The 20543-nt window shown below is 67.9% G+C and carries 13 protein-coding genes; 6 read left to right on the top strand and 7 right to left on the bottom strand.

The features are described from left to right. Positions 1-138 precede the first annotated feature (138 nt). Positions 139-1023 carry a hypothetical protein gene (locus tag QHF84_RS26735; RefSeq protein ID WP_281316257.1) on the top strand — a complete coding sequence of 295 codons (885 nt, stop codon included), beginning with the start codon at positions 139-141 and terminating at the stop codon, positions 1021-1023. Between the two features lie 316 nt (positions 1024-1339). On the opposite strand, the gene QHF84_RS26730 is transcribed toward QHF84_RS26735, so the two are convergent. The 5 genes from QHF84_RS26730 to glgX form a co-directional block, all read right to left on the bottom strand. Then, complete coding sequence (locus QHF84_RS26730; RefSeq protein WP_281316256.1) at positions 1340-1750, bottom strand: hypothetical protein; 411 nt, start codon at positions 1748-1750, stop codon at positions 1340-1342. A gap of 103 nt (positions 1751-1853) precedes the next feature. Next, positions 1854-2321, bottom strand: a complete 468-nt coding sequence (locus QHF84_RS26725; protein WP_281316255.1) for a PIN domain-containing protein — start codon at positions 2319-2321, stop codon at positions 1854-1856. Beyond that, a complete protein-coding gene (gene treZ / locus QHF84_RS26720; protein ID WP_281316254.1) occupies positions 2318-4177 on the bottom strand; it encodes a malto-oligosyltrehalose trehalohydrolase in 1860 nt (619 codons plus the stop codon). The genes QHF84_RS26725 and treZ overlap by 4 nt, the downstream gene beginning before the upstream one ends. Continuing rightward, positions 4174-7284, bottom strand: a complete 3111-nt coding sequence (treY, locus tag QHF84_RS26715) for a malto-oligosyltrehalose synthase (protein ID WP_281316253.1) — start codon at positions 7282-7284, stop codon at positions 4174-4176. Before treY ends, treZ begins: the two co-directional genes overlap by 4 nt. A 9-nt stretch (positions 7285-7293) precedes the next feature. Further along, positions 7294-9456 carry a glycogen debranching protein GlgX gene (glgX, locus tag QHF84_RS26710; protein ID WP_281316252.1) on the bottom strand — a complete coding sequence of 721 codons (2163 nt, stop codon included), beginning with the start codon at positions 9454-9456 and terminating at the stop codon, positions 7294-7296. A gap of 301 nt (positions 9457-9757) precedes the next feature. Here glgX and QHF84_RS26705 point away from each other — a divergent pair, with 301 nt between their 5' ends. The 5 genes from QHF84_RS26705 to QHF84_RS26685 all read left to right on the top strand — a co-directional run bounded on the left by QHF84_RS26705 (position 9758) and on the right by QHF84_RS26685 (position 17568). Continuing rightward, positions 9758-12232: an ATP-binding protein gene (locus tag QHF84_RS26705; protein ID WP_281316251.1), complete on the top strand. Its 2475-nt coding sequence runs from the start codon at positions 9758-9760 to the stop codon at positions 12230-12232. 69 nt (positions 12233-12301) lie between these two features. Next, positions 12302-13132: a trypsin-like peptidase domain-containing protein gene (locus QHF84_RS26700; protein ID WP_281316250.1), complete on the top strand. Its 831-nt coding sequence runs from the start codon at positions 12302-12304 to the stop codon at positions 13130-13132. A gap of 91 nt (positions 13133-13223) precedes the next feature. Next, complete coding sequence (locus tag QHF84_RS26695; RefSeq protein WP_281316249.1) at positions 13224-14900, top strand: serine/threonine-protein kinase; 1677 nt, start codon at positions 13224-13226, stop codon at positions 14898-14900. Positions 14901-14958: 58 nt separating this feature from the next. Further along, positions 14959-16014 (top strand): hypothetical protein, encoded by a 1056-nt coding sequence (locus QHF84_RS26690; RefSeq protein ID WP_281316248.1) that lies wholly within the window; start codon positions 14959-14961, stop codon positions 16012-16014. 48 nt (positions 16015-16062) lie between these two features. Next, positions 16063-17568, top strand: coding sequence for a hypothetical protein (locus QHF84_RS26685; protein WP_281316247.1), 1506 nt, complete (start codon positions 16063-16065; stop codon positions 17566-17568). Between the two features lie 68 nt (positions 17569-17636). Here QHF84_RS26685 and QHF84_RS26680 read toward each other — a convergent pair whose 3' ends face one another. Next, a complete protein-coding gene (locus QHF84_RS26680; protein ID WP_281316246.1) occupies positions 17637-19001 on the bottom strand; it encodes a hypothetical protein in 1365 nt (454 codons plus the stop codon). After that, entirely contained in the window at positions 19002-20000 is a 999-nt protein-coding gene (locus QHF84_RS26675) for a hypothetical protein (RefSeq protein ID WP_281316245.1), read from the bottom strand. It lies immediately after the preceding gene. Between the last annotated feature and the right edge of the window lie 543 nt (positions 20001-20543).

Genomic DNA, 20543 nt, shown 5'->3' with positions numbered 1-20543 from the left:
TCAATTCGAGCAACGAGCGCCCCGATCGCTCCCCTTCCCCCAGTTTTCCCGCCGAAAACAAGCCTTCCCCGCGCTGGCACGCCGGTTGCCAACACGTAGCCGCATTCAACAATCCCCCATCCTTGGGAGGAGAATCTCATGCGTGCTTACCCGGTCCTCGGCCTCGTGTCTTCTCTGGCAATCCTCTTCCTCTCGGCCTGCGGCGACGACGCGCCGAACGCACCGCCCGATCCCGGGCCGTCATGCTCCGCGATCCTCGAAACCGAAGGCACGCTCGACGGCGCCTCGGCAGCGCAGGCGTATTGCGTAGGCGGCATGGGCCGCATGCAATCAGGCGATGGGTGGCGCATCTCGGCCGAGTACCAGGTCACGGACGATCCCGCGGACGGCACGCTCAGCGCGCGCTTCTGGGGCACGGGCGACGTGGAGGAGGACCAACCCGCGACGCCGATCGCGGGCATCGTGGAGGTATCGTCGCAAGGCGCGTCGAGCGATATCCTGTGTGTCGGGCCAAACAGCACCGTGACACGCGGATCCACGCAGGAAAAGGCTGCGTTCTCGCTGCCTTCACTCACGCGGCTCGGCGCGTGCCCCAGCGGCGAGCCCACGACAGACACGGTGACGGCCTCGCTCCACGGCGACCTCTCGACGGGCCTCACGACGGAGCTCGGAGGAACACTCGGCGGCGTGGCGCTCGGCGGCGCGGACGGCATCTCGTGCACGGGAAAGGTGTGCGAGGTGGAATTCGAAGTCGCGGGGAAACGGGGCCTGCTCGAAATGAAGCTCCAAGCGCCCGTCGGAGAAGGCGCCTTCGAGACGACCATCTACGAGGCCTATCTCGCGTATCCCTTCGACCAGGCGCGCGTCGCATTTTTCTGCGGCGGGGCGACGTCGATCGTGAAGGGCGCGATCAACGGCACGCGTATCGACATCGATTTCACGCTCGCAGCCCCGTCGTCCCTCGGGACCTGCCCAGGAGCGCCGTTCGAGGGCACGCTCTCCGCGCGCGGCGTCGCGCCCTGACATAGCGTAGCGCCGGGGCGCCGCCCCGGACCCCGCGGGGGCTGTTCGCCCCTCGACCCGAACCAGCGCAAGCGCTGGACCATTTGGGGAAGAACTGCGCATCGCGCAGTTCTTCCCACAGGCCAAAGACGGCGTTGCCAATCGAGGCGGTCTTGGCTGGCAGGATCGCCGCCGGCCTCGCCTCGGCCTGTTCGATGAACTGCGCATCGCGCAGTTCATCGACCCCGGGTCCAGCGCTTGCGCTGGTCCGGGTGCAGGGGCGGACAGCCCCTGCTGGGGCCTGGGGCAAAGCCCCAGCGCGGCGCCCCCCTCGAGCCTATCCCCCCGTGCCTGTCCGCTTGACGTGGTGGATGCCGAGCAGCTTGTTCCAGAGCTCGTAATCGACTTCCTTCTTCAGTACGAACCAGTGCACGTCGTCTGCGAACATGCCTGCGCGGCCGAGGATCTCGCCGCGCTCGCGGTGCCGGATATCCATGTATGTCGCGTTTTCGAGGAGTGGGGTGCCGGGCGGCAGCACGCGGAGTTCTCGCAGCTCGTCGGCGGTCAGATCGGGCAGCGCCTCGTGGGCCTCCTTGATGTCGTAGGCGCTGTGCCCCTCCTCTTTTTCCGGGTGTGGCGCGTCCTTTCCGATGTTTTGCCCGGCGAGTGCGGTCGGGTTGAGGTCGTGCAGGTATTCTTCGGGATGCTTGTCCGGCGTCGTGGCCTGCGGTGGCTTCGGCTGCTTCACGTCGTCCTCCTCCCCGCGTTCGTCTCGCGGCAATGGCGGACGTGGTGCCGTGGCTTTCCCGATACAAGCGGCGAGACGTGGATCGGCTCGACCGCCGCGCCCGTCAGTCGAGGCGAACGTGGAATGGACGCATGACGTCGCAGACCATTCCGTGATATTTGCGCAGGCCTGCGTCGAGCGTGACCAGCGCCGCGCGGCGCTCGAACGCGACCCACAGATAGACGAGATCCGTCGCATTCGTGAACGGGGCGCGATCCCGCATGTGACGCCCGAGACGCTCGAAGAAAACGTCGATCTCCGCGACGCTCGTGATCGGCACGAGCTCGACGCCGAGCGTGGTGACGAGGTCGTCCATGTCCCGCCGAGACGGGTTGCCTCCGGATCGCCCGAGCTTCTGGGCGGCGGCGCGTACCTCGAACCAGAGCTCTGGGGGCGCGAAGACCTCGGCTCGCCTGGCTGCGCGAGCGGCGCGCAGGCGATCGAGGAAATCGACCGCGTCGGCATGGCCGGGGTCGGCTTCTTTCATCGCGGCGACGAGCACCGAGCTATCGACGACCAGGCGGACGCTCACGCGGATGACCGCGACCCTAGCACCGCTGCGGCCGGCCCGTCGAGCCGCACCTCGCCCTCGGCCAGGCCTTCCCGCACGGACTCGCCCCCTGCGCCGCCGAAACGAGCCTCTTCGGTCGCGAGAATGAGCTCGTGGGACAACCCCTCCTGTAGCTTTTGCCGCAGCCGTCCGCGCACGTTCACCCAGACGGACACTTCCTTTCCACCGCCCCGCCGCGTGAGCACGAGCGCGTCCTCGCCCACGGCGCGGGCCTCGAACGTGCCACGCTCCCGCGCGCGCAGGGCCGGGTGCTCGGCGCGTAATTGCAAAAGCTCGCGATGGAGCTCGCGTACGCCGGCGTGCTCGGGCGCATCGCGCTCCTCGTACGAGAGTTTTGACGCGAGGAACGTCGACTCCGCCTGCGGATCGGGGATCTCGGCGCCCTGGAACGACGCGAAGGCGGAAAACTCCTTCCGCCGCCCCTCCGTCACGAGGCGGCCGAGCTCCGCGCCGTGGTCGGTGAAGTATTGGAAACGCGTCCTCGCGTTCCACTCTTGCCCCATGAAGAGCAGCGGCACGTAGGGCGAGAGCAACAGCAGCGCGCTCATGGCCCGGAACGCCGCGGGGCTCACGCTCTCGCCGAGGCGATCGCCGAACGCGCGATTGCCGATCTGATCGTGATTCTGGATGCAATGGACGAACTGCGTGGGCGCGAGGGATCGCGGCGACGTCCCCCGCGGCTTGCCCGTCCGCGGCGAGGTCTGTCCGTGATAGTACCAGCCCTCGTTCAGGGTCCGGGCGATGTCCGCGGCGCTCCCCGAATAGTCCTGGAAATAACCGTCCTCGTCCCCGGCGAACGCACGGCGCATCTGGTGGTGGAAATCGTCGGCCCAGACCGCATCGAGCCCGAGACCGTTCTCGTCCACAGGCCGCACGAGGCGCTCGTCGTTGCGCTCGTCCTCGGCGATCACCAGGATTCGTTTTCCCCCACCCGCGCGGCGGGCGCGCTCGGCGATCTCGCGCAGGATGTGCGGATCGCCGTCGTCACGGATCTCGTGGGTCGCGTCGAGCCGGAGCCCGTCGGCGTGGTAATCACGTATCCACATCTCCGCATTGCGCGCGAAAAACTCCCGGACGGGGCGTGCGTCCTCGCCGTCGACGTTGAGCCCCTCGCCCCACGGCGTCTGGTGCCGATCCGTGAAATACCGCCGCGTGTAGGCGCGGAGGTAATTGCCGTCGGGTCCGAGGTGATTGTAAACGGCGTCGATGATCACGGCGAGCCCGTGCGCGTGCGCCGCGTCGACGAGGCGCATGAGCCCGAGCGGGCCACCGTAGGAGACCTGCGGCGCGTAAAGACAAACGCCGTCGTAGCCCCAGTTCCAGCGCCCGGGAAAACTCGCGAGGGGCATCAGCTCGATTGCCGTGATCCCGAGCGAACGAAGCTCGGAGAGGTGCGGGATCAACGCCTCGAACGTCCCTTGGGCCGTCGCCGTGCCCACGTGGATCTCCTGAAGGACGAGATCCTCGGGGCTCACCCCGGAAAAACCCTGATCGGTCCATGCAAACGAGAATCGCCTGGCCTCCGAGGGCCCGTGCACGCCGAACGGCTGCGAGCGCGAATACGGGTCGGGGAAGGGGCCGGTGCCGCCCACGCCGAACTTGTAGAGCACGGAGGCTTCGGGTCCGGAGGCACCCACGCGTGCCCGGAAAAACCCGCCCGGCTCCGCCTGCATCGGGAGACGTACCCGCTCGGTCACGGCGTCGGCGTCGTACAGGACGACCTCGGCGCGATCGTGATCCGGTGCCCAGATGCGGAAAACGACGTCGTTTCCCTCGAATGACGCGCCGAGCGAGGGGGCGTTCGTCTGGTTCTTCATGACAATCCCTCGCTGTCGACCGCCTTCCGCGCGAGCAGCGCCACGGGAAAGGCGCCGAGCACGCGCGCGAGCGGCAGCCCGAGCCCAGCGTCCGCGGGCGTCGCCTCGATCGTCTCACCGGTGAAGAGGTTTTCGTACGCGCAAGTCGTGGCTCCGTTGGAGGGCGCATCGATCCGGAGCGTGGTTTCACCCCAGGCCGCGCCGATCGGCGGCTCGCTGCGCCCGTTCGAGAGACGCGCGGTGAGCCGCGGGGTCACGACGAGGATCTCCTGGTCCTTGTTCCGCCGCGCGAACGCCACCACGTAATCCTTCGAGGGCCCCGAGACCCCGAGTGGCACGTATGCGCCTTCCGGGCCGAAAAGCGCCCGCATTTGCCGGCGCGCTTCGAGGGCGACGCGCGTGACGTAGAGCTTGATGCGTCCGTCGCTCGCATTCTCCACGAGCGCGCGCACAAGGTCCGCCCGGGATTCGGGCGCGCGCCGTCGCTCCTCGATCTCCGCGAGGATCTGCGTTCGGATCCTGAAATCGACGGGCCGGCGGTTGTCCGGGTCGACCAGGCTGAAATCCCAGAGCTCGTTGCCCTGGTAAATGTCGGGCACGCCGGGCGAGGTGAGCTTCAAGAGGACCTGCGCGAGCGAGCCCCACATGCCGTGGTAGGCCACGGTGCGCGCGAGCGGGAGCAGCGCCTCGCGAAACGCGCGCGTCTCCGGCCCGTCGGCCAGCGTCTTGCGGACGAAGTGCTCGACGGCCGCGTCGTACGTGGGATCCGCGTTGGTCCACGAGGTATTGACCTTCGCCTCCTTCGTGGCCTTGCGCATGTAATCGACGAGCCGCTCGACGTACGCGGGCGAAGCCGACGGGGCGCCGAATGGCCAGGTCCCGAGCAAGGTCTGGTAATAGAGGTACTCCTCGTTGCGATCCGGCGCGGTGATCCCTTCGAGCTCCTCGCGGAACGGCGCAGTCGCCTCGGCCAGGCGATACAAGGTGCCCGCCCAATCCGAGGGCAGCTCCGAGAGGACGTGGATACGGGCGCGGACGTCCTCGCTCCGCTTCGTGTCGTGTGTGGTGGTGGTGAGCATCGACGAGGGCCAGAGCCTCTGGCGAGCCTCGTTCCCCCGGTGGAGCTCGTCCACGGTGATCCCGAACCGCTCCGGCTCGCCGCCGACCTCGTTGAGCGAGACCAGGCGATTGTACACGTAAAACGCCGTGTCCTCGAGCCCCTTCGCGGTCACGGGCCCCGTGAGCTGCTGAAACCGCATGACGAAATCACGGCGGCTCGCGAGCTCTTGCTCGGAGAGGTGCGGCGGGCGTTCGAGGAGGAGGATGCCACCGAGAAACGAGTAAACCGAGGCGTCCGTCGTGGGATTGCGCCGCCGCGCCGCCCGCAGCGCCGCGCGAATGGCCGCGGCGTCGCGCGGCGCCACGCTCGCCGTGCCTTCGTGGAGGTACGTCCGGTAGACCGGGAAACACGCGATGACCTCGCGTAGGGCGTCCGTGAGCGTGCCGAGCGTGAAATCGCGCGTATGCCGATCCCGCTCGGAGATACGATTGAGCGCGCTCGCGAGGACGTTGAGCTCGCTCGCGAGCGAGCTCTCCAGGATGACCTTTTTCTTCTGGTAGGCGAGCGTCCCGAAATCGAGGTGCAGCCCGGTAAAACCTTCGTAGATGGAGGTGATCGTCCGCTCGGCGCTCCGATCCACGAAGAGCGCCGACGCGAGCGCGGCGAAGTCATACCCGCTCGTCCCCTGCACGGCCCAGTCGCGCGGCAGCTCCTCGCTTCGCGAGAGGATCTTCTCCACGGCGATGTAAAGGGGCCGCGGCGGATCCTCCGGGCGCTTCTCGGCGTCGCGATCGAACCGGCTCAAAAGGAGCGATTGCAACGCCGCCGCCGCGCCCTTGCCGTCCTCGGCCCCCGCGAGCTCGCGGCGCACGCGGTGCAGGAAAAACGTGCGCTGGAGCCTGCAGAAATACGTGGAAGGCGCCCAGAGGCCGTCCGGATGATCGATCCGGAGCCCCATCACCTTCCCCTCGTCCATGAGCTGGAACAAAAGCCGGTGCGCCTCCTCGAAGACCGCGGGGTTTTCCATCCGGATCGCCCCGAGATCGTTGATGTCGAAGAAACGCCGGTAATTGACCTCCTCGGCGGCCACGCGCCAGTAGCTCAATCGGTAGGCCTGGTTCTCGAGGAGCGCGTCGAGCGCGTCGAAGCTTTGCGGATCACCCTTTTGCCCGCTCATCACCCGGATCCGCTCCTCGATGGCCCGCGCCACGGCCGGCGACTCGGCGACGAGCGCCGCGAGCCGCCGCTTGAGAATCTCTTTCTCGCGCCGGCGCTCGATGACCTTCGATCGATGCGTCTCGCCCTGCGACGGCAGATTCCCGAGGCCCGTGATGATGCTCATGAGCTCGAGGACCACGTCGTCCTCCTCGCCGAGCGCGCGGGCGAGCGAGGGCACGATCGGCTCCAGGATGAGCGGGAACGTCCGCGGCGAGAGCGGCAGGGGATTGCCATAACAACGCACGAAGAAGGCGCCGTGATCGAAGGAGAGCTCGAGATCGCCGTTCTCCAGCACCTTGCCGTAATGCTCGCCGAGCACGGGCAGGAGCACGCGCCGTTCGAGCTCGCTCTTCAGCGGGTGCCAGTCGATGTCGAAGAACGGCGCATATAGCGAGCTCGGCCCATTTTCGAGCACGTCCATCCACCAGGCGTTCTCCGCCGTGTGGACCCCCATGTGGTTCGGCACGAAATCGAGGAGCAGCCCCATCCCGCGGGCCGCGAGCCGCTCGTGCAGGGCGTCGAAATCGGCAGGCGTGCCGATCTCGGGGTTCAGGCTGTTGTGATCGACGAGATCGTAGCCGTGCATGCTGCCCGGCCGCGCCTTGAAGAAGGGCGACGCATACAGATCCGTCACCCCGAGCTTTTCGAGATACTCCACGATGGCCGCGGCGTCCTGGAACGTGAACGCGTGGTTCAACTGGACACGATAGGTCGCCCCGGGCACGCGCGCGCCCGCGAGGATCGTCTCGTAAAGGCCCTCCGCAGGGTCCGCTCCGGCCCCCTTCGGGCTCTGCGGGGGCGCCTTGTCGGTCGACTCCAATTGCATCATGGTCATTCCTCAAATCGCGCTCTTCGCGCCGGGCTCTTGCTTGGGGCGGAGGCGGAGCACCGCCATCGAGCGCGACTCGAGGACGTATCGCTCGCCGGCCCGGGTCGGCAGGCCGATCTCGGGCGCCGCCGCGGTGCGGGTGTCGATCACGACCTCCCAGTGCTCGCCCCATTCGATGGCCGGCAGGACGAACGGCAAGGGCTCGTGGTGCGCATTGCAGAGGACGAGGAGCGTGTCCCCCACGATGGGCTCGCCGTGCGCGTCGGTCGAGGGAATGGCGTCGCCGTTGAGGAACATCTGGAGCGCCCGCGCGTGCGGGTTCTGCCAATCCTCGGCGGTCATCTCCCGGCCGTCCGGGCGGAACCAGACGATGTCCTTCATCTCGCTGCCGCGAATGTAGCCGCCCGAGAAAAACCTCTTTCGCCGCAGCACGGGCTGCTCGTGCCGGAACGCCGAGAGGCGCCGGACGAACTCCAGCATCGATCGCTGCCGCGCGTCGACCTCCCAGTCGTGCCAGGAAATCTCGTTGTCCTGGCAATACGCATTGTTGTTTCCGCGCTGGGTCCGGGCGAGCTCGTCGCCGCCGCAGATCATCGGCACGCCCTGCGAGATCATCAGCGTCGTGAAGAAGTTCCGCATTTGCCGATCGCGCAAGGCCACGACGGCCGGATCGTCGGTCTCGCCCTCGACGCCGTGGTTCCAGCTATCGTTGTTGTCGGCCCCGTCGCGGTTCGCCTCGCCGTTCGCCTCGTTGTGCTTGTGGTCGTACGTGACGAGATCACGCAACGTGAAGCCATCGTGGGCCGTGACGAAGTTGATGCTGGCCGTGGGCCGCCGGCCGCCGCCCTCGTAGAGATCACTCGACCCGGTGAGCCGATACCCGAGCTCGGCGGTGACCGCGGCGTCGCCCTTCCAGTAGCGGCGCACGGCGTCACGATAACGGCCATTCCACTCGGTCCACAGAACCGGGAAATTGCCCACCTGATAGCCGCCCTCGCCGACGTCCCAGGGCTCGGCGATGAGTTTTACCCGCGAAAGAATCGGATCCTGGTGGATGATGTCGAAGAACGCGCTCAGCCGGTCGACGTCGTGGAGCTCGCGGGCGAGCGTCGAGGCGAGATCGAAGCGGAAACCGTCGACGTGCATCTCCGTCACCCAGTACCGCAAGCTGTCCATGACGAGCTTGAGCGTCTGCGGGTGCCGCATGTTGAGCGAGTTCCCGGTGCCGGTATAATCCATGTAATACCGCGGATCCCCGGGGACGAGGCGATAATACGTGGGGTTGTCGATGCCCTCGTAGCAGAGCATCGGCCCGAGGTGGTTGCCCTCGGCCGTGTGGTTGTAGACGACGTCGAGGACAACCTCGATCCCGGCCGCGTGGAGCGTCTTCACCATCCGCTTGAACTCGGCGACCTGCTCGCCCCGCCGGCCCATCGAGGCATACCGGCCCGCCGGCGCGAAATAGGAGAGGGTATTGTACCCCCAGTAATTCCGGAGTCCTCGATCGACGAGCATCCTGTCGTCGACCATTTCGTGCACGGGCAAGAGCTCGACCGCAGTGACGCCGAGCTTCTTCAGGTACGAAATCACGGGCTCGGAGGCGAGCGCCGCGTACGTGCCCCGCAGCCCCTCGGGGATGTCGGGATGCCGGATGGTGAAACCTTTGACGTGCAGCTCGTAGATCACCGTGTCGCGCCACGGCGTCCGCGGCTGTTTGTCGTTCTCCCAGTCGAAGACGTTGTCGACGACGACGGCCTTCGGCGCGCCCCAGGCATTGTCCTCGTCGCACATCGCGAGGTCCTGATCGGGGTGGCCGAGCTTGTACGGGAACATCGGCGCCCGCCAGTCGACCTCGTTCGCGACGGCCTGGGCATACGGATCGCAAAGCAGCTTGTGCGGGTTGAAGCGGAGGCCCCGCGTCGGGTCGTAGGGGCCATGGACGCGATACCCATAAAGTTGCCCCGGGCGAAGCGCCGGGACGTACCCGTGGAATACGTGCGCGGTTCGTTCCGAAAGGACAATCCTGTCCCGCTCGGACCGGTCGTCCGGGCTCTCGAACAGGCAAAGCTCGACCCGCTCGGCGTTCTCCGAGAAGACAGCGAAGTTCACGCCGAATCCGTCGTAGAAGGATCCAAGGGGGTACTCGCGACCGGGCCAGAAGCGTGCAGGCATGGAGTCCTGTCCATAGCATCCACGCTGGAATGCGGTATACCGGGCCCCCTCGGGGAAATCCCTCATCCACGTCCGGGTGAGCCCGCACGAGCGATGAAACGCGAAGGCCTCCCGTCCGGCCCGCCCCACGGCTCGACGACGGACGTGGCATCGCGCATGTTTTCCCCTCAAAGGGAGCGAGTGCGCCGTGGGGTGGAGGCGCCGCCAGCACGCTGTGAGGAGCATGTCGGGAGACCGGCCGCGAATCTCCGAGGATACGGACGAGACGGCCCGGCGGCAATGGTTCGCCAGGGAGGCGGTCGTGCGCTCGCTCGTCGTCGGAATGCTCGTGCTCGGGATCTTCGTTCTGGATATCATGACTCCCCTGGGATTCATGCTGCCATACGCGTACGTCGTGCCCGTCTCCCTTTCCGTATGGCTTCCCCATCGCGGCGCGACGCTCTCCGTCGTCGCAGGATGCACGCTCTTCACGACGCTCGGATTCTATCTCTCCACCGGCACGCCCGTCGTTGCGCCGTGGCTCGACGCCATCGGCCGTGTATCCAGCGTGGCGGTCCTCTGGGCCACGGCGGCGTTCGGCGTGCAATGGCGGCGCGCGGCCGAGCGGCTCGGCGACGCCGCGGCGCAGAGCGCGCGGGAGGCCGCCGAACGAAAGCGCGTGCAGGAAGCCCAGGAAGCCCAGAATACGCACCTCCGCCTGCTCGCCAAGGCTGCCGGGCGCCTCGTCCTCAGCGACGAGCCCGTGGAATTGCTCGGGCCGATGTTCGCCGAGCTCGGCGCCGAGCTCGGCGTCGAGCTCTACTTCAATTACATGGCGGGGCACACGCCCGGAACGCTGGAGCTCGAATCGAGCGGGGGCCTCACGGAGGAGCTGCGCGCGCAATACCACGTGCTCAAGCTCGGCGAGTTCGTGTGTGGTGCGGTGGCCGAATCGGGCAAGCCCCTCGTCCTCGAAGACCTCCAGCATTCCACGTTCCCCGGATCCGGGCCGCTCAAGGCGGTCGGCGTGCAGGTGTACGCAGGGTTTCCCCTCATCGCCCACGGCCGCGTGCTCGGCACGCTGGCATTCGCGACGAGCCGGCGCACCCGCTTCGCGGACGAGGAGATCCGGTTCATGCAGACGCTGAGCGATCAGGTGGCCGCCGTGATCGATCGCGGCGAGCTCGTCCGCAAGCTCAAGGAGAGCGAACGAGCCGCGCAGCGCCACCTCGCCGAGCTCCAGAATGTGTACACGACCTCGCCCGCGGGCCTCTGTGTCCTCGACACCGAGCTCCGGTACGTGAACATCAACGAGACGCTGGCCCGATACAATGGCGCCTCCGTCGCCGCACACATCGGCCGCACGGTATGGGAGATGGTGCCCGGCGTGGCGGCGCCCATCGACGGCGCGCTTCGTCACGTCCTCGAGACCGGCGATAGCTCGATGGACAACGAGTATCGGATGGAAACCCAGGGGCAGCCCGGGGTTTTGCGGGATTGGATCGCGAGCTTCGTGCCGATCAAGGACACATCGGGCCTCGTGCAAGGCATCAACGTGACGGTGCAGGAGGTCACCCGGCTCAAGCAGACCGAGCGCGCGCTGCGCGAGGCGGGGCTCGCGCTCCGGGAGGCCGACCGCCGCAAAGACGAGTTTCTGGCCATGCTCGGCCACGAGCTCCGAAACCCGCTGGCCCCCATTCGTACGGCCGTGAAGGTCCTCGACATGCAGGCAGGCCGCTCGCCGGAGGCGCGCCAGACGCTCGCCATGATCGAGCGGCAAGTCGCGCACATGGCCCGGATGATCGACGATCTCCTCGACGTGTCGCGTATCTCCCGCGGCAAGCTCGAGCTGCGCAAGGAGCCTTGCGACGTCGTGCAGATCGTCCGCGACGTCGCCCACGATTACGCATCCATCGTGTCGGCCAATGGCCTCGTGCTGTCGGTCTCCGCGCCGGAGGAGCCTCGCTGGGTGGAGGGCGATCCCACCCGGCTCTCGCAGGTCGTCGGCAATTTGCTGCACAACTCGATCAAATTCACCGACCCGGGCGGGCGAATTCACGTGCAGGTGGACGATGACGTGGAGACGTACGAGGTCACGATCGCGGTCAGCGATACCGGCATCGGCATGGATGCGGCCATGCTCGGGCGGCTCTTCGAGACGTTCAGCCAGGCCGATCGCAGCCTCGACCGATCGCGCGGCGGGCTCGGGCTCGGGCTCGCCGTGGTCAAGGGGCTCGTCGAGCTGCACGGCGGCGCCGTCGAGGCCCATAGCGCGGGGCTGGGGAAAGGCTCGACGCTCTGCGTGCGGCTGCCGCTCTCGACGGAGGCCGCGCTCGGCGCCGCGACGACTTCGGCCCCTCAGCCCCGACAAACCGACGGTCCATTGCGCATTCTCGTCATCGAGGACAACCACGACACCGCGGACATCCTGCGCAACCTGCTCGTGCTCCTCGGATATCGCGCCGAGGTGGCGTACACGGGGCCCGCCGGGATAGAGGCGGCAAAGCGGCTGCGCCCGGACGTGGTGCTGTGCGACCTCGGCTTGCCGGACATGGATGGATTCGCCGTGGCCCGCGCGCTCCGCGCGATGGCCGTGACGGCAGGCAGCTATCTCATCGCGCAGACCGGATACGGCGGCGCCGAGGACCGGCGCCGCGCGCTCGCCGCGGGCTTCGATGCCCACATGACGAAGCCGATCGATCCTGCGGAGCTCGAGCGAGTCCTCTCCTCCGTGGCGGAAATGCGCCACGAACGCCCGCGGGCCGCCCCGCGGAGGCCCGTGCGGCGCTCGGCTTGAGCGGACGAAATGGCAATCGGAAAGCGATTCTCGCTTGACAAACACGGCCCGTTCGATTCCCGTCGCCCCATGGTTCGTCGGCTCGCGGCAGCGATAACCTTGACCCTCTCGTTTTCGCCGGCGGTCGCCCGGGCGGCCGGCAGTGAGCTCGCCGAGCTCGCGGAGCGCACGAAGCCCTCCGTCGTTCTCCTCACGGTGGAGGACGCGACGGGCCGCAAGGTCGGGACCGGGACGGGCTTTTTCGTTTCGCCGGATGGGCGGATCGTCACGAACCACCACGTCGTGGACGGCGCCGCGAAGGTGACGGCGACGCTCTCCGACGGCTCGAAGCTCGCGATCCTCGGGCGCCTCGGCGACGACGAGGACCGGGACATCGCCATTCTGAAGGCGGACGGGGCAGGTCTTTCGGCGCTCTCGCTCGGGGATTCGAGCGGCGTCGCGCCGGGCGACGAGGTCGTGGTCATCGGCAGCCCCCTCGGGCTCTCGGGGACGCTCACGGTGGGGATCGTCTCGGCGAAGCGGGAGCGCGGCGTGGGCAAGGAAATCGACCGCGCCTCCGAGCTCGAATCGTGGGGCCTCCAGATCACGGCCGCCATTTCGCCGGGATCGAGCGGCTCCCCCATCATGACGAGGCGCGGGGAGGTCGTCGCCGTCGCGGTGGGCACGCTCAATCAATCGCAGAGCTTGAACTTCGGCATTCCGATCGAGGTGGTGAAGGGAATGCTCGAAAAGCTCGGCCCCGCGCCGCCGGTGATCCCCTTCGAAAGTGATCCCGATCAGGACGTGCTCCGCAATTTGTCGATCTCGGCAGCCGTGATCGCAGGGCTCGTCGCCGTGGTTGCTCTGTGGAGCTTCTTGGACGCGCGCCGATCACGTCCAAAGGCCCGCCGGGGGAATTAGACCCGGACGAATCCCGATCAAAACGGGAGCCCGCTCGGCTTTTCCGTGTTGTTGCTCACTGCCAGTGGTAACATCGCGCGCCGGGGGGGTCATGAAAGCCGGAGACTGCATCGGGGGAGACTATCGCCTCGTCCGTCCACTCGGCGAGGGGGCGATGGGGTCGGTCTGGGAGGCCCAGAGCGAGCGCACCGGGCGTCGCGTCGCCATCAAGCTGATTCTGCGGCCGAGCGCGGACCTCCGCCTTCGCCTCAGTCGCGAGGCACGCGCATTCAAAAGTTTGTCCCACCCGAACATCGTCGACGTCTACGACGCCGGTGAGACGTCCGCGGGGGATCCTTTTCTCGTGATGCAGCTCCTTTCGGGGGAGACGCTCGCGGATCTTCTGGAGCGCGAGCGCAGGCTCCCGTCGAAACAAGCCGCGAGGATCGGCCGGGACGTCGCGCTCGCCCTCGCGGCCGCGCACGAGGCGCGCATCATTCACCGTGACCTGAAGCCGGAGAACGTATTCCTCCACCGGGAATCGAGCGCCGACGGCTTCGTCGTGAAGGTGCTCGATTTCGGCGTGGCCAAGCAGCTCGATACGAAGGACTGCGTCCGCACCGTCACGGGCGTGATGGTCGGCACGCCGGGGTACATGAGCCCCGAGCAGGTGCTTTGCGTCGAGGATCTCGATTTCCGGACGGATGTGTGGTCGCTGGGCGTCGTCCTGTACGAAATGCTCACGGGCGTGCGGCCCTTCAAGGGCAACGTGGACGTCCTCTTCCAGCAGATCCTGACGGCCGAGATTCCGCCGGTGGCGAGCCGCGTCCGCCACGTCGATCCGCGGCTCGCCGACCTCGTCGACCGGTGCCTGCAGCGGGACCGGGGCAAACGTATTCAATCTGCCGAGGCGGTCGCGGAGCTGCTCACGTCCATGGCCAGCGCACGCGAGGTCGTGTCCGTCTCGGATCCTTCGATCGAGGTCCCCATTCCGCCGACGTTGCCGCGCCCCGACGTCTTTCCGGAGACGCAGAAGTTCACGCTGGCCATCGACGGCACGACACCCGAGGAGGCCGAGGCGCCGACGCAGGTCGGGGAAGTCGCCTTGAATGGCACGGTCATCCTTCCACCCGGGACGAGCCCGAAGACCGACGGGGACAAACAAAGGCCTGCGCCACCTGCATTCGACGGTCCGCGGGCGCCATGGCGAGATGCGTCCCTGAGCGCCATTCTCACCGCGACCACGACACAGCTGTCCGCCACCGCCGAGAATCGCACCGCGCCGAGCACCACGATGACCGTCGGAGCCATCACGATGACGGCCGGGACCGAAGCCGTGGACGGCGCATTGCAGAAGCAGCGGCGGAAACGGCAAGTGTTGCGCCGGGGCGCGATCTTGCTGCTGCTCCTGGCCGCGCCGGTCTTGATTTTCATCGTGGCTTCGCGGGCGACGGCGAAGAAGCCCGCGGACAGCGCCGTCCCCAGCGAGACGATTGCGCTCCCCTCGCCTCCTTCGCCCGCGGACGACATGGCGCGGGCCGCGCCGGCGCCCGTGTCATTGCCCGGGGCCGAGCCGGCGCCGCCTTCGTCCACGGACGCCGGGGCCACGCCGAATGTCCTTGGCCCGGACAAACGGAACGCATGGCCCGTCCGCGGCGGGAGCAAGCCGCCGGTGGATCCGCCTGCGCCGCGCCCCGCCACGACGAAGGCGAAATCGCCCGCCCCGAGCGCGAAGGCGCCCGCGGGCGCGAAGGCGTGCCCTCGGTTTTTCCCGAATTGCAAGCGCTGAGCAGACGAGTTTTCCGCATAGGCGCTCGATTCAAGGTCGATTCGTGTTATCCTGCCGCATGGGTGGGAGCATCGAAAGGACCATCGGAGCGCGGTATCTCTTTCCGCTCGTCCTGGGGCTCGCCGTGCAGAGCGCCGCGCTATCCGCGGCAGCGGCGGATCCTCCGCCGCCTTCGGAGGCGTCGTCCTCGTCCGCCGACGCGGCCCGGGCGCATTACGTGCGTGGCAAGGACGCGGCGAAGGCGAAGCAATGGCAGGCCGCCCTCGACGAGCTCCGGGCCGCCTGGCGTATCATGCAGCATTTCCAGATCGCGGGGACGCTCGGGTGGGTCGAGCTCGAGCTCGGCCACCACCGCGACGCCGCCGAGCACCTCTCGTATTTCCTGCGGCACGCCGAGGACGTTGCGGCCGACGAGATGAAGGACACCTCGGCGATGCTGTCCGAGGCGCGCGCCAGGGTCACGGAGCTGTCCGTGCAATCGAACGTGGCGGGCGTTCATTTGATCGTCGACGGCGCAGAATTGCGCTGGCCCGAGGCGAACGCGGGCGTGTTCGTCGAGCCGGGCAGGCGTACGCTCGAGGCGCGCCTCGGCGAGCGCTCGTCGGGGCCGGTCGTGATCGAGGCCAAACCCGGGGAATCGCAGCTCTTGCGGCTGGATCTTCCGAAAAGCGAGGCGCCGCGCGGGGCGCTCGCGCCAAAGGAAAACGCGGAGGCGGAGGCGCCGGGAAAGGCGCGATCGATGCGCAAGCCGCTGCTCGTCGCGGGCGGCGTGACCGCGGGGGTCGGAATCCTGGGAGGTGTCGTGCTCACGGCCCTTTCCAAGGGACGCGCCGGCGAGGCGGCTGCAAAGGCAGAGTCATTGGCCGGCGAGAACGACGCATATTGCACGTCGAATCCCGGCGCGGGCGCGTGCCCCGAGCTCATTCGCCTGAAGAACGAGCAAAACCAGCTCGGCGAGGCTGCGCTGTGGAGCTTCGTCGGAGGAGGCGTGATCGCCTTGGGAACGCTCGTGTACGGCCTCTCGGGGCCGAAACTCCGCGCGACGGGCTCGGTGTACGCGCTCCCGGCGGTGTCCTCGCAGGGGGGCTCGCTCGTGGTTCTTGGTACCTTTTGAGGGCAAACGAAGATGATTCGTGTGGAGAATGGGAGAGATTCGAGGCCGATGCGCGGTCCTTGCTCGACGTCCACGCTGGCGGTGCTCGCCTGCGCCGCGAGCGCCTTTGCATTCGGGGGCTGCGGGCTCGACGTGTTCGCCGATTGCAGCGTCACGAAGACCTGCGCCGGCCAGGCGAGCTCGCAGGCGGCATGCCCCCTCGACGGGGATCCGAGCCGGCCTGCTTCATGCGGGCTGTACGTGGCGGCCTCGGGTGACGATTCGAACCCGGGGACGGTCGAGCTCCCGCTGCGGACGTTGCGCGCAGCCGTGGACAAGGTGCAGCAGCAGGGGGCGCGGCCCATTTACGCGTGCGCCGAGACGTTCATCGAGCCCCTCGCGCTCCGCGGCGGCGAGGTGATCCACGGCGGATACAACTGCACGGGCGGCTCGCCGTGGACCACACAGGCGGGCATGACGACGCTGTCCGCGAGCGCAAACGAGGTGCCCTTGCGCGTCGGCGCAGGCGGACCGACGGTCTTGACGAATCTCAAGGTCGTCGCGGCGGACGCGGTCCAGAGCGGCCTCTCTTCGATTGCGGTCATCGCGGATCGGGCCGATCTGAAGCTCGCTCGCTGCCACCTGGAGGCCGGCAAAGGCGCGGACGGGTTTGCCCCGCCGCCCGAGGCCGTCGGCGCGACCGACGGGACGCCCGGAAAACTGGGGTTTGCCGCGTGCACATATTCCACGGTGCAGGAGGTGTCCTCGACGTGCGGAACGGTCGAGTCGATCGGCGGAGCGGGGGGCTTCGGCACCTCGCCCTGGGGAAAGGCCGGTCGCAATAGCTCGTTCGGCAAGGACTCGAGCGGCGGCCAGGGCGGCGAGCCCGAGGAATTCACGGGGACCGAATGCACGCCGGGTGATCCCGGCCCCGCCGGGAGCATGGGCACGCAAGGCGCCCACGGCGTGAATGTCGGGACGATCTCGACGAATGGGTACGAGGGCGCGTCCGGTGCGAGCGGCGGCGAAGGGACCGTGGGATTGGCCGGCGGCGGCGGCGGCGCCGCAATGGGGGGCTCCGGCTCCGGCAAATGCCCGACCGGGAGCGCGACGACGCACGGGGGCGGCGGCGGCAGCGGCGGGACGGGGGGCTGCGGCGGCAAAGGCGGCGCGGGCGGGGGCGCAGCCGGCGGGAGCTTCGGCATCCTGAGCATCGACGCGAGGATCTCGTCCGAGGCCGTCACGATCGTCACGGCGGGCGGCGGAAGAGGCGGCGACGGGGCCGCGGGCCAGGCGGGCGGGAAAGGCGGAATGGGAGGGCCCGGCGGCGCGCCGCCCCTGATCTCTCCGCTGAAACCCGGGTGCCCCGGCGGCAATGGGGGCAAGGGCGGTAGCGGCGGTCACGGCGGCGGCGGTCACGGCGGGCATTCGATCGGCATTGCGTTCGTCGGCCAGGCGCCGGCGGCGACGGGTGTCTCGTTCGAGATCGGGCTCGAGGGACCGGGCGGCCAGGGCGGCGATCCCCAGGATCCGGCGCCCGCGGGCCTCCGCCGGGACATGCAATCGTTCGATTGATCCTCTCCGAAACGACGTCGCCGCGCTCCCTCGGGGGCGCGGCGACGTTCCTTGCCAAACGTATACGCTCAGAACCTCGGCGGGCCCCCGACGACCGGCGGCGGCTTGCGGGACGCTTTCGGCGACCGCGTCTTCGCTTGCTTGTTCGACGAGGCGGAGTCCGGCTCCGCGACGCTGGCGCTCGCCTTTTCCGGAACGGATGGCTTGACGGACGGCGGGCTCGGCGAAGGCAACACGTCGGGCTGCGCGACGCTCGGCGGTGCGGCCTCGGTGCCGGGGGCGAGCTGCGGCGACGACGATTCCGGCGCGGATGCATCGCCCGGATGCGCCCCGCGAAGCAGGTACATGCCGAAGCAACCCATCGCGACGACCGCGCCGAGCCCGGCCCAGGGCCATCGCTTCGTGGCCGATGACAATGGCATCTCGGCGGACGGCTCGGCCGACTCCGCCCGCGTGGGCTCCTCCTCGACGAGCAACGTCGTCGCGGGACCACGATATTGATCCCGCCAGCCGCGCCCGCGCTCCGGGCCCTCGTGATCACGCGCGGGCGTCGCGCCGAAGAGCTCCCGCGCGAGCTCGTCCTCGTCGTGCGGCACGCGTTCGAGCGGAAAGACCGGCGTGCCCGAAGGCTGCGGGCCGACCTCGCTCGCCGGCAAGAATCGGATCGTGACGCCGTTTGGCAGATCGGATTCCCGCCCGTTCGAGAGGGCCGTCCATTTGATGTTCGAACGATAGAGGACGGCCGCGATCCGCGCCGCGCACGCCGCGATCTCCTCGAACGGCGCATCATCGTCGTGCACGATCACGATACGCCCCGGCAGCTTGACCTCCTCGGCCACTGCCCAGCGGAGCGAACGTGTCCCTTGTCCCGCCGAGGGCAGCCCCTCGAAGCTCGCTTTGTAGGCTTGCAAGAGCGGCAGCGCTGCGGCCGGATCCTCGCCGCACCGGGCATACGTATGATACCAGCCGTGGCCCTCGGCCGTCACGGCCGTGCGCTCGAAGAGCCGCGCCCGGAATTCGAGCGCGGCCCGATGCACGAAGGCCGCGTCGAGATCACGCTCGATGGCCACGATCGCGTGCGAGAATGGCGGGTCTTGCCGGCCGGCGTGATCGCGGGCGCCGCGGATGCGCAGCCCGAAGATGAGCGCCACGCCGCCGCGCCCCGGCTCGTGTTGCGTGTCGTCGCGGGAGAGGTTTCCGATGGCGAACGCGCAATCGCTCGTCGTCCGCGGCTCGATGTACTTGAGCAGCCGCGAGAGGTGGCCGAAATGCTGCCGGGACAAAGGGCCCTGGGGCACCTCGGGATGATACATGAAATCGATCTGGTGCCCTGGGACGTTCCCGTGCAGGAAGTGGTACCAGGCCACGTCGCCGGGCGCCTTGTACGTCGGCGCCACGTAGCCGCCCCTTCGGCCTTCGCCGCGCGCGCTCATTTAGTTCACCCGCGAAAGCTTGGGAGGCTCGGAGGACGCGTTCACCGCGGGCAGCGGGACCGTCTTCTCCGACTTCTCCGCCTTCGGCGTCTCCGAGAAGTCCTTCACCATGCGCTGCAAGAGCTGCGAATCGTAGGCGTGCTTCGGGAGGATCCGCTCCACGAAATGCGAGAACAAGAGGTGCGTCGAGTGGCCGAAGTTCGCGGAGCCGACGAAGACGCGGATGTCGAGCTGCATCGAGTACTTCATGAGGTTCTCGATGAGCGGGGCATAAAGCTTCTTCGCTTGCTCCTCTACCTCGAGCGGCGTGCCCGAGAGCAGATCGCTCTTGTTGATGAAGAGCACCACGGTCTTGCACGACGCCACGGTCTTCGGGCCGAAGAAATACTTCAGCGCTTGCGGCTGGAACTCCTGGAGCTGCTCCTGGATACGCCCGGGCTCGACCTTCTTCGCGTCCTTGCCGCCGAGATCGACGACGATGAGAAGCCCATGAATCTCGTCTCCGATGAGCTCCTGCTGCGCGTCGACGATGTGCTCGCCGCCCCAATCGCCGACCTCGAAGACGTGCTCCATGACCACGTCCTTCTGGAGCACGTGGCTCACGGTCCGCTCGTAACGATCGATCTTGGTGCCGGCGAGGACGCCGAGGTCGATGAGCGGGTTTGCCCATTTGAGGGTGAGCGAGGTCTTGCCCGTGGCCTTCACGCCGAGCGTGAGGATCTTGTACGTCTTGCGCGTGATCTTGGGCCGCTTTTCCAGCTCTGCCCGGAGCCAGAGGATTTCCTGCTCCTGATGATCGAGCCAGCCGACCTTTTTCTTGTCTTCTTCCACCGCGACGTGGAGCTTCGCCACGAGCGCCTTGTTTTCGTTCTCCAGGGAATCGACGCGCTTGCGAGCGTCGATTTCAGCGTTCGTCGAGCGCCGATATCGCGCCGCCATGAACACGAGCCCGGCCAGGGCGCACGCGAGCAAGATGCACGAGGCGATGAGCATCGACATGAATGTCCCCCGGGATACCCCCGAATCATCGAGGACGGGACGGGATGCGCTCCGCGCACGCCCGTCCCGCTCGTCCGTCGGCGAGCTGCAGTGTAGCCCAGAATTGAATCACGGAACACAGACTTTTGGTGGTTGTCGGGAGTCCGTCACTCTCGGAACGGGCTCTCCGTCGAGCACATTCTCCGTGCCACGAGGGGTTGCCTTGTCGCGCATCGTATGGCAGAGTCGCGCCATGGCATTCATCCGGCTGCGCTGAGCTCGCATCCTCGTCCTCCTTGCATCCCCGGCACGGCCGGGTCGATGCAGCGAGCGCGTGGGTGCTTTTTCGTGCCCGCTTCCCCCCGGGGAAGACCGGGCGCGGTGGCTCACGCCGGCAGCCTGGCAGCCCAGCCGCCTGTGGAATGATCATCGCGAGCGCCCCGAAGCTAGGGCGACGGAGCGAGGAATCCTGAAGGATTTCGAGCGATGTCGACCGATGATTCGGGGCGCGCAGCAGATGAGTCCACAGGCTGCGAGGATGAATGGACCACATCCGAGCTGTCG

This window comes from Polyangium sp. y55x31 (assembly GCF_029946505.1).
GTDB lineage: Bacteria > Myxococcota_A > Polyangia > Polyangiales > Polyangiaceae > Polyangium.
This window is presented reverse-complemented; position numbering and strand designations above follow the sequence as displayed.

What these genes read in the sequence shown, in the direction of transcription:
- QHF84_RS26735 (WP_281316257.1), top strand. Translation starts at nt 139, where the DNA reads ATGCGTGCTTACCCGGTCCTCGGCCTCGTGTCTTCTCTGGCAATCCTC.
- treZ (WP_281316254.1), bottom strand. Translation starts at nt 4,177, where the DNA reads ATGAAGAACCAGACGAACGCCCCCTCGCTCGGCGCGTCATTCGAGGGA.
- treY (WP_281316253.1), bottom strand. Translation starts at nt 7,284, where the DNA reads ATGATGCAATTGGAGTCGACCGACAAGGCGCCCCCGCAGAGCCCGAAG.
- glgX (WP_281316252.1), bottom strand. Translation starts at nt 9,456, where the DNA reads ATGCCTGCACGCTTCTGGCCCGGTCGCGAGTACCCCCTTGGATCCTTC.
- QHF84_RS26700 (WP_281316250.1), top strand. Translation starts at nt 12,302, where the DNA reads ATGGTTCGTCGGCTCGCGGCAGCGATAACCTTGACCCTCTCGTTTTCG.
- QHF84_RS26695 (WP_281316249.1), top strand. Translation starts at nt 13,224, where the DNA reads ATGAAAGCCGGAGACTGCATCGGGGGAGACTATCGCCTCGTCCGTCCA.
- QHF84_RS26690 (WP_281316248.1), top strand. Translation starts at nt 14,959, where the DNA reads ATGGGTGGGAGCATCGAAAGGACCATCGGAGCGCGGTATCTCTTTCCG.
- QHF84_RS26685 (WP_281316247.1), top strand. Translation starts at nt 16,063, where the DNA reads ATGCGCGGTCCTTGCTCGACGTCCACGCTGGCGGTGCTCGCCTGCGCC.
- QHF84_RS26680 (WP_281316246.1), bottom strand. Translation starts at nt 19,001, where the DNA reads ATGAGCGCGCGCGGCGAAGGCCGAAGGGGCGGCTACGTGGCGCCGACG.
- QHF84_RS26675 (WP_281316245.1), bottom strand. Translation starts at nt 20,000, where the DNA reads ATGTCGATGCTCATCGCCTCGTGCATCTTGCTCGCGTGCGCCCTGGCC.